Source organism: Ruminiclostridium sufflavum DSM 19573, from assembly GCF_003208175.1.
Taxonomy (GTDB): domain Bacteria; phylum Bacillota; class Clostridia; order Acetivibrionales; family DSM-1351; genus Ruminiclostridium; species Ruminiclostridium sufflavum.
Map to the genome: position 1 here is coordinate 103,863 of NZ_QKMR01000013.1, position 13,199 is coordinate 117,061.

Consider the following 13,199-nt stretch of genomic DNA (forward strand, 5'->3'; position numbering starts at 1 on the left):
AAATGTAACAGTCGAAAACAGGAGGTATAACAATGCTTAATAAGCTTGAAAATGTATTGAGTGATTCGCTTGGTGCTTTCTCCGGCCCGGTAATGAGAATTTTTGAAATCTTGTTAACATTTATTATCGCCGGAATTATTATTAAAGTCGGTAAATTTCTAATTAAAAAGTTCTTTGATAAACAGAAGGAGTTTAAATTCAAGCTGGATGAAAAGAGGCTTGACACCATGTGCACCTTGTTAATTAGCGTATTTAAATATGCTGTATATATATGTGCAGTTATCGTAAGCTTATCTGATATTCTGGACTTAAAGGCAGTTCTTGCAGCGGCAGGGGTGGGAGGTGTTGCAATAGGCTTAGGGGCTCAAAGCCTTATAAAGGATACCATATCCGGTTTTTTTATACTTCTTGAGGATCAATTTGCTGTAGGTGACTTGATTACTATTGACGATATGACAGGAACAGTTGAACGTATGGAGCTCAGAGTCACCAGACTGAAAAACTATACAGGGGATTTATATATTATTCCTAATGGTGAGATAAAAAAAGTAACAAACCATACAAGAGATAACAAAATGGTTATTGTTGATATTCCGGTGGCTTATTCAAGTAATATTGCCAAGGTAAGTGAAATAGCACAAGGAGTATGTGAGGAGATAAAAGGCGAATTCTCGGTATTTACTGAGGAGCCTGCAGTTTTAGGTATTACGGATTTAGGCAATAATAATTTTAATTTGAGAATAACAGCAAAAACTCTTCCAAACGAACAATGGGCAGTAGAACGACGTATTAGAATTAAGATAAAAGAGGAGTTTGAGACAAACAGATTGGAGTTTTATGATAAAGCAGCTGTATTAAAGCAGCAATGAGTATTATAAATTACTAATAATAATTGCCGTCATCAGATGGTGAGGAGGGAAAAATGCCTGATAGATATGCTTTGGGAGATATAGTAGAGATGAAAAAGCAGCATCCTTGCGGCAGCAGGCAATGGGAAGTAATTCGCACAGGGGCTGATTTCAGAATAAAATGCGTTGGCTGCGGGCATCAGGTGATGCTTGCCAGAACTAAATTTGAAAAGAGTGTTAAAAAAATTATTAAGTCCAATTTGATAGACGAAAAATGAAATTTTAAGATGACTTTCATTATAGTATAATTTTACAGTTAAGTGTATAATAGATACTATTTTGGGAACACTTAGTAATATAACTAAAGCCAGTTACGCTTCAAGCTTTCATATGATAAATATCGGGAAGGTGAGATACAGCTGAAAAAATATGTTACCTCCGCAAGAATAATTCTATTATGCTAAGCCGGATGCGGAGGTTAGCCTCAAAACCCAGACTATCAGCTGATAGTAATTGATTTTCGATTATTACTAGGAGGATTAAATGGAAGAGCTTAAAAAGACATCACCATCACAAAAGTTTGAAAATCTTATTAAGAATTATCTTCATCAGGGAAAAGAAAAACTGGAAAATGATTTGGTGGGAACAAGAGAAGCAATCAAACTTATTGCAAAGGACAAAACCAAGAATTTTATGCGTACCATGGACTTTGGATTGAGTGAAGAGGAGAGAAATTGTTTGCATCAATTGATTATAACAAGTATGTATCAATCCTTTTGCTATGGCTACGGCATAGGGAAAATAGAAGGCGAAACTAAGCAAAAAGTCCGTTTGTAGGCAAGCATGTATAATGCACGTCTACATCTGTTATAAAAGACTTGAATACAAAAGGTTTTATACGGGACGCCACTAATACTCCTGCATATATAAGCAGGAGATAGTGGTGATTTATTTTTTTATAACCTTTAATCCAGCCCTTCAAACTGCATATTATAATATTTAGCATACAGGCCGTTTTTAGTCAGAAGTGTCTTGTGCGTTCCGCGCTCCTGAATACCATTTTCACTTATAACGATTATTTCATCGGCATTGCGTATGGTACTTAGCCTGTGGGCAATGACTATAGTGGTACGGTTCTTTGAAAGGCGTTCCAGAGATTCTTGAATATGGCGCTCACTTTCATTGTCCAATGCGGAGGTGGCTTCATCAAGAATTAAAATAGGAGGATTCTTGAGAAATACACGGGCAATGGCTATCCGCTGCTTCTGGCCTCCTGACAGGCGTGTGCCTCGTTCACCAACATAGGTATCATATCCATTGTCCAGACTCATTATAAAGTCATGGATATTAGCATTTTTGGCGGCTTCTATGATTTCATCCTTGCCGGCATCAGGGTTTCCGTAAGCGATATTTTCACGAATGCTGCCGGAAAACATATAAACATCCTGCTGAACGATACCTATGGATTTTCTCAAGGATTTCAGGGTTATATCCCGTATGTCAATACCATCAATCGTAATTTCTCCGTCGGTTACTTCATAGAAGCGGGGAAGAAGCGAGCAAAGGGTTGTTTTTCCTCCTCCTGACGGACCTACAAAAGCTACGGTTTTTCCTGCATCAATTGTAATACTGACATTGTCAAGTACCTCAGAAGTATCATCATAATGGAAGGAAACATTGTTATAGCTTATTTTACCGCAAGGGTTTATTAGCTGTTTTCCATTCTCTCTGTCTGTAATTTCCGGTTCTGTCTCAATAATCTCTAAAAATCGCTTAAATCCCGACATTCCCTTTTGAAAAGCTTCCGTAAAGTTAATGAGCACTTCTATCGGGTTAAGAAAAATTCCTATATAAAGTGCGTAAATTGCCAAATCGGTGGGCTTCAAGCTGCCTTTTGCTATAAAGTAGCCTCCGCTTATTAATACTGCGGCATAAAGCAATCCTTGGAATATGCTGGTTCCTGCATGGAAACTTCCCATAATCAGATAACTGCTGTTTTTTGAAGCTAAAAATTTTAAATTGCAAAGCTTAAATTTATTATGTTCAATTTCTTCATTTGCAAAGGATTTAACTACCCGTATACCGGAAAGAGTGTCCTGCACACTTGAATTAACAAGTGCAATTTTTTTGCGGTTGTCCATAAAAACTGATTTCATTTTTATATTTTTTCTCAGGCAAAAAATAAACATAGCAACGGTTACTGCAAGAAGAATTAAGGTCATTTGAGAGTTAATCATTGTTAACAATATAAAGGAACCTATAATTTTTATTGATGATATAAATATATTTTCCGGACCGTGATGTGCCAGCTCAGATATATCAAATAAATCGGAAATGAGCTTTGACATCATCTCTCCGGTGTTATTCCTGTCATAGTAAGAAAAGTCAAGTGTCTGATAATGATCAAATAAATCCTGACGCATGTCACTTTCCATACGAGAGCCCATTATATGCCCCCAGGAGGTAATGAAGTATTGCCCTGCATATCTCAGCAGGTACATCACAAGGAGTCCCGCACCAACTATCCAGAGAGACTTCATTATTTCAGATGAACTGCCTGTAAAAACACCCTTTGTCAAAAAATTCAGAATTTGAGGAAAGGCAAGATCAATGGCAGAAACAATAAGAGCACAAAACATATCAATAAAAAATAAATTTTTATATGGCTTATAGTATTTAATAAATTTTTTTAAAGTAGACATATTACCCCCCACGCCAAGTTTTGGCACGAAATATTATGAAAGCAACTGTGGCAAACCTCTGCTTCTCAGCGGTACGCTATTTACTTTTCGACCGTATTTTGTTTCTTTCAAGCTAACCTTCACATTGAGTCTCCGGCAAAAGCTGATTTGGTTTAAGACTTATTTTTATTTAACCTTTCAATAAAAGAAGTAACTAAGCTAAGGTCTTCATCTGTCATATCAATTAGCAAAGAAAGCATGTTATTGATTTTCGGATTATTTAAAATTGCAGCTGCCAATTCTTTTGCATCCGATTTCATATTTTGTATGTTATCCCACCCTAGTAATGAGTTTGCATCCACATCTAAAGCTTTCATCAACAGGGTGATTGTATTGGAATCAGGCTTATTTTTGTTTTTTTCCCAGTCACTTATTGAATTATGCTTTGCACCTATTAAGTCTGCCAATTGTTTTTGTGTAAGGCCCTTAGTCCTCCTTAATTCCCGGATTCTGTCACCAAGTGCAGTCATTTTAAATACCCCCTATACAATAGCTATATTATCAGTTAATTTTTATTTTGTAAATAAAAAATCCGAAATGGTCGAAAAAAATTTATTGACATTTCGAATAAAACGAATTATAATTTTTATTGTTCGAACATATGTTCTAAAATTTGAATATAAAATGTAATATCCGGCTAAAGGAGGAGGTATGTATGATAACAGAAGGAATAGATAATGCTATAAGCTCAAGGATTATGTTTTTTAATAAATATGGTTTTTATTATTTACCTGATTTTTTGAAAGAGTTCAAGGAATTCAGAAAGCTTAGAAATCTTTCTGAATCAGAAAAATTTGAGCTTTTAAAAATATTTAAAAATATTGAAGGTGAATTAAATGATAATTTTATAAATGATTCTACCGAAATTGGTGTAGAAAGCTGGGAGAGAGTTATGGGAATAACTCCAAAGGTATATGATACGCTGAACGATAGAAAATTTAGGATATTGACCAGATTAAATGAAAAGCTGCCGTATAAATATAGGGAAGCTGAAAGATGGCTTGCTTAACTCTCAGAGGGATACTGATTATATAAAACAGACGGTTGAGAGGAAGCTCAAAAATCCAAATTATTATTCGGGAAAATGGTTTTCAGCCCATATAGAAGAGAGCCTTATCCATTGTCTATTACTGTGTTTTAGAATGTTATGTACGCTACTTAACAGAATTATTTAAAACCCATACCTTATTTTTATTGTTGAACCAGCTTTTTATCCGCTTTATCTTGGTATGTAGGTAATGTTGCTGAATTAAGTAATTATGTAAAAAATAAGTATAATAGCCTGAAAAAAATTAAATTTCCTATAATTTTATAAAATTTGTAATTTATATTGCTTAAAATGTGCTAATATAATATAATAATTTAAAGAACATATGTTCTGAAAAAGTTTGGCTTTGAAGCAATGAGAGTACCTTTTGGGGGTAAGTAATGATGTGTGGTATTGATAATAATATTAGGAATGGAATTGCAGAATTATATAAAATTCTTAAAGAGAATTGCGCTATTTATGATGAAAAGTTCAGGAATATGGTAGTCAGAGAAATTGAAACAAAGAGTAATAATAAAAATTTAACCAGGATTTGTATAAATATTATGGAGATAATAAAGTCAGAAAAAGGGTGATTTATGTACTTTGAAAAAGAGCACTTTCCGCTTTGCTAAAGTCAATTGCAGTTCCAAGCCTTCGCGAGAATCCTATCGGGATGGAAGGGTTTGCTGAAATCAAGCTTTAACTCTGAAACCTACAGCATGTTGTAAATTGGTACCATTACTCTATGGCATAAGAGTAATAAACCTTGTACAATATAGAATATAATAAGGGTTATTTACTTGCCGGTATTTTGCCGGTGCTTGAAGAGGTCTATGGAGGCGTTAAGACTTTCAGTTAAGGGAGAGTGCTGAAGTGAACGAAAAATTACTGTTTTTCGAAGATATTAATAAAGATATGAGGTCTTTAGCAGGAGGGAAAGGAGCAAATCTTGGTGAAATGACACAGGCAGGATTTCCTGTTCCAAAGGGGTTTTGTATTACAACTGAAGTTTACCGTGACTTTGTAAAGGATGCTGACCTTTTTGGAGAGCCTGAGCCTGATGCAGAACAGATAAGAGAAAAGCTTCAATCTCTGCCCCTTCCGGACTATTTGCCCGAAATGCTGAGAGAAGCAATGAAAAAGTTTAAACCTGATGCTTTGTTTTCAGTTCGTTCTTCTGCAACAGCGGAGGATTTGCCCTATGCTTCCTTTGCCGGACAGCAGGATACCTATCTCAATGTTCCTGTAAGTGAAATAGAGAATGCTGTACGTAATTGTTTTGCTTCTCTTTACACAGACCGCGCAGTAGAATACAGAAAAAAAAATAACATTGAAAAGGCTTTGATGTGTGTTATCGTGCAGCAGATGGTTTTTTCCGAAGCGGCAGGTGTCCTGTTCACAGCTGATCCGGTAAGCGGTAACAGGCATATAGAAGTTATTGATGCCGGGTTTGGCCTGGGAGAGGCACTGGTATCAGGATTGGTAACACCTGACCATTATTATTATAATAAAAAGAAAGGTGCTGTTTCTGAAAGAAGAATTTCATTAAAAAAAATTGCCATACTGCCTTTAATAAACGGAGGCACCATAACAAAGGAAATTAATTCTGCAAAACAGGTATTGAGCGGCGAGCAGATTAAAGAATTAGCCTCATTTGGTGAAAAGCTGGAACAGCATTACGGAATGCCACAGGATGTTGAATGGGCAATTCAGGATAATAAGCTTTATATTTTACAGACCCGGGCCATTACATCTCTTTATCCATTGCCTGATATAAAGGATAACGACTTTCATATTCTAATTTGTATAGGACATATTCAAATGAATACAGCTGCTTTTTCGCGGATGGGCGGAGAGACATTCGCATTGCTTTTTCGAATGAAGGATATACCTTTGACTGAATATAAAAATGAGCGCATTTTTTTGCCGGGAGGACGGCTTTTCAGTGATCTCAGTTCATTATATAACTACGGTATCCTTCGTAAGCTGGCGCTTAAAGTTCTGCCTGAAATAGAGCCGCTGACTGCGGAAGCACTTTCGGAGGTTTTCGCACAATATACAAAATTTCACAAGAAAAAACTTTATATTCCAAAGGATGTAAGCTTCTTGCCAATAAAGATATTCTACCGCTTTCTTAAGGGAGATACATCAAGTACGATTTCATATATGTATAAGCTGGCAGGTGAAATATCTGATAAACGTTCTCTTGCAATTTTGACAGCCCCTGCAGGACAGCCGCGTATTCAGGCAATCTATGAAAATATTAATTTAATTAATACAATTATCCGCACATTTGTTCCATTAATTGGCCCGGGCATTCTTGCGCTGGTGAAGATGAAAAGGATGGAAAAAAGAATCTTTGGTGAGGCACGTTATACACCTTATGTAGAGATGGGACTTGAAGGCAATATTACTACTGAAATGGGACTTATGCTAGGTGATTTGGCTGACTTGGCAAATCAGCATGCAGAAGTTATAAACGAATTTCGAAATACAAAATATATTACGTTGCACCAACGTATATATGCCCGGAATGATGATTTCAGCGGTAAGTGGGCTGAGTTTCTGGATATTTACGGATGCCGGTGCGCAGGTGAATTAGATATTTCATGCTCTCGTTGGAGAGAGAACCCTGCATTGATAGCAAAGCAGCTGGTTGCTATGGCAGAAGGCAAGGAGTATGGAAGTCACCGTACGGAATATGAGGCAACTGTAAAAAAAGCTAAAGCAAAGGCGCAGGAATTTATTCGTGCGGTGGAGCATAAGGCAGGCAAGCGCAAATCGAAAAAAATAGCAAGGTATATAAAAATTTATCGTGAAGTTTTTCCGATTAGGGAGCATATGAAATATATTATAATCCGTGTAATGGATTCCGCCCGTATTGCGTTGCTCAAGCAGGGTACGGAAATGGTAATAAAGGAGCAGCTGAAAAATGCAGAGGATATATTTCTTTTACAGTACAAGGAACTATACGAAGCAATTGAAGACGGCAGTGATTTGAGAGGTTTGGCTGATGAGCGGCGACAAGAACTGCGGCATTGGCAGAAGCTGACACCGCCCCGTGTGATGACCAGCGAGGGTGAGTGTATTATTGGACGTTATAAGGCTAAGAATTTGCTTGTTGGCACAATGATAGGCTCAGGTGTTTCTTTTGGAGCAGTAGAGGGCATTGCCAAGGTAGTACTTGATCCGAAGGAATCAAGAGTGGAGGTTGGTGAAATATTGGTAGCACCATTCACAGATCCCGGCTGGACACCGCTTTTTATAAATGCTGCTGGATTAGTAACGGAGGTTGGCGGTAAGCTCACACATGGTTCGGTTGTAGCTCGAGAATATGGAATTCCTGCTGTTACAGGGGTGGTAGATGCAACAAGTAAAATTAAAACAGGCCAGAGAATCCGTGTCGACGGCTCAAGCGGCTATGTCTGGATTTTAGATTGACATAATTAAGTTGTATTAATAAGCATTCAAAAGGAGGCAAGAAGATGCTTATTGCCTCCTTTTGTTGCCTTGATTGAAGTCAATTAGGGGTTAACCCTTCGCAATGATAAAATATCGGAATGATATTTATATCCAAACGATATTTATATCCAAACGATATTTATATCGTTTTTTAGCCGGTAGTAATTAACTATGAAGGTTTTGCTTTGTCTTTACCCGTTTTAGCTTTGCCCTGTATCTCAGGAACAGGTTTAAAATCATTTTTTGAAAAATGATTTTTGTGGTTACTTTCGGTTCCGTGAGAATCCTTGGGATCGGGTCTTCTCATTCCTGCCTTAGCCATTCTCTTCACCTCAACAATATTGTTGCATTTTTAGATAAAGAGTATGCATGATTAATTATTTATGTTTTTTAAAGATAGAAAATAATCATTTAATTTTCTAGGGCCTCCGAGAATATCCCTGTCAATATACAACGTTCCATCTTCTCTGGTTTTAACACTCCACTTGACAAGACAGATGCTGCCGTCTGAGATTTCAATGCCTGTTATGCAACGGGGATGGATACAGCTTCCGTCATTAAAATATGGAGGTTGGCCTACCTCTGGAAATGATGGCTTGTGATTGTGTCCGGCGATAAGTATGTGCTTTTCTTTTATTACCCAATCTGTAAGCTGCTTTGCAACAGATATTTTAACCTGATAATTCTTTGCCGCACTTGTTGGGTCATTCACCCCCAGAGACTCCAGCGGTTTCCATAAATTCTTAACCAATAATTTTCCCAGCCACCATAAGTCACTGTTAAGCGTATTTACCTGATGGCCGTGAATTAACAAAATTTTATCGTTTGTTACTTCATGTCTGAGGACTAGGCCTTCATGAATCTCCAAGCTTTCAAAAATAGAAGAGAATTCTTCTTCCCGCTGATTAAAAAATCTGCCCAAATTTTTTTTAACAAAGTTAAAGTCTTTCTTTTCTATATCATGGTTACCGTATAGCATATAAAATCTGCCTTTGTCATGAAATTTTGACAAAAGACTGAAGGTATCCTTATGAACGCTCATAATGTCTGAAAGCTGGGTATTTTCCCATAATTCATCTCCATCACCCAGTTCAATATAGGTATAGTTATTTTTATAATAATAGGTCAGTGCGCCAATAAAAATATTCCTGTTTTTTAAAAAATTATCTGTCCAGCTTCCGTTTCCTCTATGACAATCACTCATCAAGATAATTCTTGAGTAATTATTGAAGGTCAATTGTTTTGCAGAATTAAAAATGCTGGTTACTACATCTAATTTATCCATCTCAGACCTCGCTGTTAAAACTAGAGGGAAGATTGTAATTACTGTTATTCTCAAGATAGTGTTTTATTTTGGCATACGTATCAAAAATAGATAAGGTTTTTCCAATATTTAAGATTTCTTTATATAATTCTGGGGATTGCTCTTTGACTGCGATGATTTTATCGGCAATATTTGAGTAACTGCTCGTTATAAGGTTATATTGATCGCAAAACATTTTGTTTCTTTTCAGTACAATCTCATCTGTCTGGGGTGTACGTGAATACGGCTGCTTGGTATGAGGCTTATCAAAGCGTATAGCTATATCTCTTCCGCTGATTTCATATTCTTCATCGGTATAACCTATTTCACGTAACGAGGTTACAAAGGCATTACGCATTTTTCTGTCTTTAAAGGTGATATACACATCTAATACAAGCTCGGAAGGATAAGAAAACTCCCCCAGTTTAAAACCTGTCAGCCACCAATGCTTATGTTTTCTCGAAAGGAGCTTTTCACCGTTTTTTTTCAGAGAGAATTGCATATACAATCTTTCGCTGTCGCTTGCGCATCTGTAAAAGGTTCCGTTAAATACATCAGGAATATTTAAGTCTGGCCAGGCTGTGGTATATATACCTATTTCACAGCCTGTAGTCATGCCGTATTGACCTTTCCAGAGTTCTATCAGCCACCTTTTGCCATTGTATGTGAAATATATAGGCTCGCAATCGACAATCATACCCAATGGTGCCGCTGCTTCATCGTACAACCGGCAGTACCCCATTTTCCTTTGCCATGCTTCCATTGTAGAAAAAAATATATCTTTTTCTGGATTGTAAGCGTAACCGGCAGTATCAATTATTTCTTCCAGCGCATCAAAATTAATTTTACCGTCAAATTTTGCTTTACTTGCTTTTTTAGGCTTTCTATCACCCGGAAGTATCGTTGTACGAGATTTTTCATCAGATAAAAAGTGATTGGTAACAAATCTGTATATTTTTGGGGAGAAGATGACAGCAGCAGCTACAGCAGCAAAAAAAATCACGGCAAAAATAAAAATACTTAGATGTATCCATCCAAAGGTCAGTGAATTTATTGTCAGCATAATACACATCCTAAACATCCAAAACATATTACCTATATTATGATATTCACAGAGGTGTTATTATGTTAAAGAAGAAAGGCTTAAACAATAAATATAATTTGTTGAGAGAAGGGCGGATAGACCTTGCACATAATAATTTTAAATAATTTCTGAAGAAAAATATAGCCGGCGGATGATAAAAAACTGCAAATGAACAATAAGCTCAATTGCAGTTTTGGTTATAAATAGTATTTAATTTAATACTGTTATCAGAGGGCAGCTTTTCCTTCAGAATTATCACTTACTCTGATAACATTGGCAACGTCATAAATAAATATCTTGCCGTCACCTATCTGACCGGTGTGCAATACTTTTTTTGTGGTTTCAAGAACTGTTTCAAGCGGAACATTACAAATTACAATCTCAATTTTTACTTTAGGCAGCAGCTTAATATCTACAGCTGTTCCCCTGTAATATTCCTTATGACCTTTTTGTACTCCGCAGCCCATGACATTAGAAACAGTCATACCTGTAATGTCGATTTTATTCAGGGCATCCATTAATTCTTCCAGCTTACTTTGAGATGTAACAATGTCAACCTTTGTTATTTTATCAGCCATATATATCCTCCTTGCTTTTTAACAATTATACCACATCTCATAAACTATGCCAATTTTTTATAATATATATGCTTGAGACTATTTAATGGAATTAATTTTTTATTTTAAATAAAATTTTATTAAGATAAGGGGAAAGCATTGCCTTCATTAATAAAATGTATTATTATAGAAACGTAAAAATAATTGATTCAGGTTTTAAATGAAACTAAAAAAGTACTGTTATAGGATGCACTATGAATGTAAGACTTGGTGGAAGTTCATCTACTACATGGAACGAGTCATTTCAAGTTATAGTAGGCTAATAGATAACATCATTATAGAAGATGTTATTTATATTTTTTGAAGGGTAGAGAATTATATTGAAAAAAAGGATATTAATATATATTTTATGGTACATTTTAACATTCGGGAGTTTTTATTTATTGCTTTTTTTAGATATAAACTTAGCTAATTATTATTTAATAATTGGAGCCTTTATATTATTAATTTGTGCAATATTTGATAGGACTATAGTTGGTGGAACAGAAACAAGAGCTAATTTTTATCTTGATAAATTCACAAAAAGTTCTAATATTAAAATAACAAATATATTATTTATAGTCTCTGGTTCTTTTCTTCTGCCTGTAATACTTTATTTCTTTTTAAACTAGATAGTATTCAATAAAGAAAGTTTTATTCATATAGTGAGAAAATTAAGACTCACAGATTAAATGCTGTGAGTCTTTTCGTCTGAACAATACTATTCATCTGGTGGACAAAAGAGCTTAAGGCTCTTAGAAATAAAAGCTGAGACATATGTTAAAAAATGGTATATGCCTTTTCTCCGTGCAAGGAGACATCCAACCCGGCAGACTCATCAGTATTCTCGGTTCTTAGCTTGACAAACAGACCGATAACCTTAAGAATTACAAAGGTTCCGACTGCTACATATGCGGTACAGGCTCCGACTGCAATCAAATGTGCCTTCATTAATGCAAAGTTTCCATATATAAGACCATCAGCACCGGCAGGATTTACGGTTTTTGTTGCAAAAACTGCCGTAGCGATAACTCCCCATATTCCGGCAACACCATGACATCCGAAGGCATCAAGTGCATCGTCATATCCAAGCTTTGATTTCAGAAAAACAATTGCAAAGAAACTTAAGGTTCCTCCTACAAGACCTATAAGAAATGCAGACATTGGAGCAACATATCCGCATCCGGGTGTGATGGCTACAAGACCTGCGATTGCTCCGCTAAGTGTTCCGAGAATAGTTGGTTTCTTATTTATTAGCCACTCGCAGGCAATAAAAGCAACGGCTCCTGCGGCTGCAGATGTATTTGTAGTCAGGAAGGCATTAACGGCAGTACCGTTTATGGCAAGTGCACTTCCTGCATTAAAGCCGAACCAGCCGAACCAAAGAATTCCTCCGCCGAGAATTGCCATGGGAACATGATGAGGCTCCGGCCTTGTATGCTTTCTTTTTCCTAACATTATTGCGGCGATAAGTCCGGAAATTCCTGAAGCTAATTCAACAACAAGGCCACCTGCAAAGTCAAGTACCCCGAGCTGTTTCAGCCATCCGGCATGTCCTCCGCTGTTTCCCCATACCCAATGGGCCAACGGATCATATATAAATGTGCTCCATAATAGGATGAACAATATAAACGCAGGAAATTTCATCCGCTCGGCAAATGCTCCTGAAATAACGGCAACTGTTATTACAGAAAACATCATTTGAAAAACGAGAAACAGCGGCTGCGGAATTGTAGATGAATAATCAGGATTTGGGAGCAGTGATATATTTTGAAGAAATGACCAATCAAGACTTCCTATAAGACCATGAATATCTGGTCCAAAGGCTAAGGAATAGCCAAAGAAAATCCATTGGACAGATATGATTACCAGAGCTGCATAACTATGCAAGGTGGTGCTCAAAACATTTTTACTTCTTACCATACCTCCGTAAAACAATGCCAACCCGGGGGTCATAAGCATGACAAGTGCTGCCGAAAAAATTACGAATGCCATATCTGCGCCGTTTAATCCTTGCATACAGACACCCCCATGTTAAACGATAGAATTAATAATTCTGTTTTTTTCATAAATTTACCCCTTTGTAAAATATTATTATATAATTGCTTATAAACAATACAGGACACTAAGCCTCA

General features: G+C 36.5%; 14 protein-coding genes. 7 read left to right on the top strand and 7 right to left on the bottom strand.

Annotated features, from left to right (window positions below; translation table 11 throughout):
- The first annotated feature begins 32 nt into the window (after positions 1-32).
- The 3 genes from LY28_RS11640 to LY28_RS11650 all read left to right on the top strand — a co-directional run bounded on the left by LY28_RS11640 (position 33) and on the right by LY28_RS11650 (position 1,685).
- Complete coding sequence (locus LY28_RS11640; RefSeq protein WP_110462366.1) at positions 33-869, top strand: mechanosensitive ion channel family protein; 837 nt, start codon at positions 33-35, stop codon at positions 867-869.
- Between the two features lie 53 nt (positions 870-922).
- Positions 923-1,126 carry a DUF951 domain-containing protein gene (locus tag LY28_RS11645; protein ID WP_110462367.1) on the top strand — a complete coding sequence of 68 codons (204 nt, stop codon included), beginning with the start codon at positions 923-925 and terminating at the stop codon, positions 1,124-1,126.
- A gap of 265 nt (positions 1,127-1,391) precedes the next feature.
- The gene (locus tag LY28_RS11650; protein ID WP_110462368.1) at positions 1,392-1,685 is read left to right on the top strand and encodes a hypothetical protein; all 294 of its coding nucleotides are present in this window, start codon (positions 1,392-1,394) and stop codon (positions 1,683-1,685) included.
- A 128-nt stretch (positions 1,686-1,813) separates the two neighbouring features.
- Here the strand turns inward: LY28_RS11650 and LY28_RS11655 are convergent, their stop codons facing one another.
- Both LY28_RS11655 and LY28_RS11660 read right to left on the bottom strand, forming a co-directional pair.
- On the bottom strand, positions 1,814-3,550 hold the full coding sequence (locus LY28_RS11655) for an ABC transporter ATP-binding protein (RefSeq protein ID WP_110462369.1): 1,737 nt from the start codon (positions 3,548-3,550) through the stop codon (positions 1,814-1,816).
- Between the two features lie 152 nt (positions 3,551-3,702).
- A complete protein-coding gene (locus LY28_RS11660; protein WP_110462370.1) occupies positions 3,703-4,059 on the bottom strand; it encodes a helix-turn-helix domain-containing protein in 357 nt (118 codons plus the stop codon).
- A 185-nt stretch (positions 4,060-4,244) separates the two neighbouring features.
- On the opposite strand from LY28_RS11660, the gene LY28_RS11665 reads away from it, so the two are divergent.
- The 3 genes from LY28_RS11665 to LY28_RS11675 all read left to right on the top strand — a co-directional run bounded on the left by LY28_RS11665 (position 4,245) and on the right by LY28_RS11675 (position 8,060).
- Positions 4,245-4,598, top strand: coding sequence for a putative phage tail protein (locus tag LY28_RS11665; protein WP_110462371.1), 354 nt, complete (start codon positions 4,245-4,247; stop codon positions 4,596-4,598).
- 419 nt (positions 4,599-5,017) lie between these two features.
- Positions 5,018-5,212, top strand: coding sequence for a hypothetical protein (locus LY28_RS11670; RefSeq protein ID WP_133250193.1), 195 nt, complete (start codon positions 5,018-5,020; stop codon positions 5,210-5,212).
- A 280-nt stretch (positions 5,213-5,492) separates the two neighbouring features.
- Positions 5,493-8,060 (top strand): phosphoenolpyruvate synthase, encoded by a 2,568-nt coding sequence (locus LY28_RS11675; RefSeq protein ID WP_110462373.1) that lies wholly within the window; start codon positions 5,493-5,495, stop codon positions 8,058-8,060.
- 190 nt (positions 8,061-8,250) lie between these two features.
- On the opposite strand, the gene LY28_RS19125 is transcribed toward LY28_RS11675, so the two are convergent.
- The 4 genes from LY28_RS19125 to LY28_RS11690 all read right to left on the bottom strand — a co-directional run bounded on the left by LY28_RS19125 (position 8,251) and on the right by LY28_RS11690 (position 11,046).
- Positions 8,251-8,403, bottom strand: coding sequence for a hypothetical protein (locus LY28_RS19125; RefSeq protein WP_165835554.1), 153 nt, complete (start codon positions 8,401-8,403; stop codon positions 8,251-8,253).
- A 51-nt stretch (positions 8,404-8,454) separates the two neighbouring features.
- A complete protein-coding gene (locus LY28_RS11680) occupies positions 8,455-9,366 on the bottom strand; it encodes a metallophosphoesterase (protein WP_110462374.1) in 912 nt (303 codons plus the stop codon).
- Between the two features lies 1 nt (position 9,367).
- On the bottom strand, positions 9,368-10,447 hold the full coding sequence (locus LY28_RS11685; protein ID WP_110462375.1) for a DUF4474 domain-containing protein: 1,080 nt from the start codon (positions 10,445-10,447) through the stop codon (positions 9,368-9,370).
- Between the two features lie 248 nt (positions 10,448-10,695).
- Positions 10,696-11,046, bottom strand: coding sequence for a P-II family nitrogen regulator (locus LY28_RS11690; protein WP_110462376.1), 351 nt, complete (start codon positions 11,044-11,046; stop codon positions 10,696-10,698).
- Between the two features lie 422 nt (positions 11,047-11,468).
- Here LY28_RS11690 and LY28_RS11695 point away from each other — a divergent pair, with 422 nt between their 5' ends.
- Complete coding sequence (locus LY28_RS11695; RefSeq protein ID WP_133250194.1) at positions 11,469-11,696, top strand: hypothetical protein; 228 nt, start codon at positions 11,469-11,471, stop codon at positions 11,694-11,696.
- A 148-nt stretch (positions 11,697-11,844) separates the two neighbouring features.
- Here LY28_RS11695 and LY28_RS11700 read toward each other — a convergent pair whose 3' ends face one another.
- A complete protein-coding gene (locus LY28_RS11700) occupies positions 11,845-13,083 on the bottom strand; it encodes an ammonium transporter (protein WP_110462378.1) in 1,239 nt (412 codons plus the stop codon).
- Positions 13,084-13,199: the final 116 nt, after the last annotated feature.

Coding starts and splice junctions, on each gene's coding strand:
- LY28_RS11640 (WP_110462366.1), top strand. CDS start 33: ATGCTTAATAAGCTTGAAAATGTATTGAGTGATTCGCTTGGTGCTTTC.
- LY28_RS11665 (WP_110462371.1), top strand. CDS start 4,245: ATGATAACAGAAGGAATAGATAATGCTATAAGCTCAAGGATTATGTTT.
- LY28_RS11700 (WP_110462378.1), bottom strand. CDS start 13,083: ATGCAAGGATTAAACGGCGCAGATATGGCATTCGTAATTTTTTCGGCA.
- LY28_RS11670 (WP_133250193.1), top strand. CDS start 5,018: ATGATGTGTGGTATTGATAATAATATTAGGAATGGAATTGCAGAATTA.
- LY28_RS11645 (WP_110462367.1), top strand. CDS start 923: ATGCCTGATAGATATGCTTTGGGAGATATAGTAGAGATGAAAAAGCAG.
- LY28_RS11690 (WP_110462376.1), bottom strand. CDS start 11,046: ATGGCTGATAAAATAACAAAGGTTGACATTGTTACATCTCAAAGTAAG.
- LY28_RS11680 (WP_110462374.1), bottom strand. CDS start 9,366: ATGGATAAATTAGATGTAGTAACCAGCATTTTTAATTCTGCAAAACAA.
- LY28_RS11685 (WP_110462375.1), bottom strand. CDS start 10,447: ATGCTGACAATAAATTCACTGACCTTTGGATGGATACATCTAAGTATT.
- LY28_RS11650 (WP_110462368.1), top strand. CDS start 1,392: ATGGAAGAGCTTAAAAAGACATCACCATCACAAAAGTTTGAAAATCTT.
- LY28_RS19125 (WP_165835554.1), bottom strand. CDS start 8,403: ATGGCTAAGGCAGGAATGAGAAGACCCGATCCCAAGGATTCTCACGGA.
- LY28_RS11655 (WP_110462369.1), bottom strand. CDS start 3,550: ATGTCTACTTTAAAAAAATTTATTAAATACTATAAGCCATATAAAAAT.
- LY28_RS11660 (WP_110462370.1), bottom strand. CDS start 4,059: ATGACTGCACTTGGTGACAGAATCCGGGAATTAAGGAGGACTAAGGGC.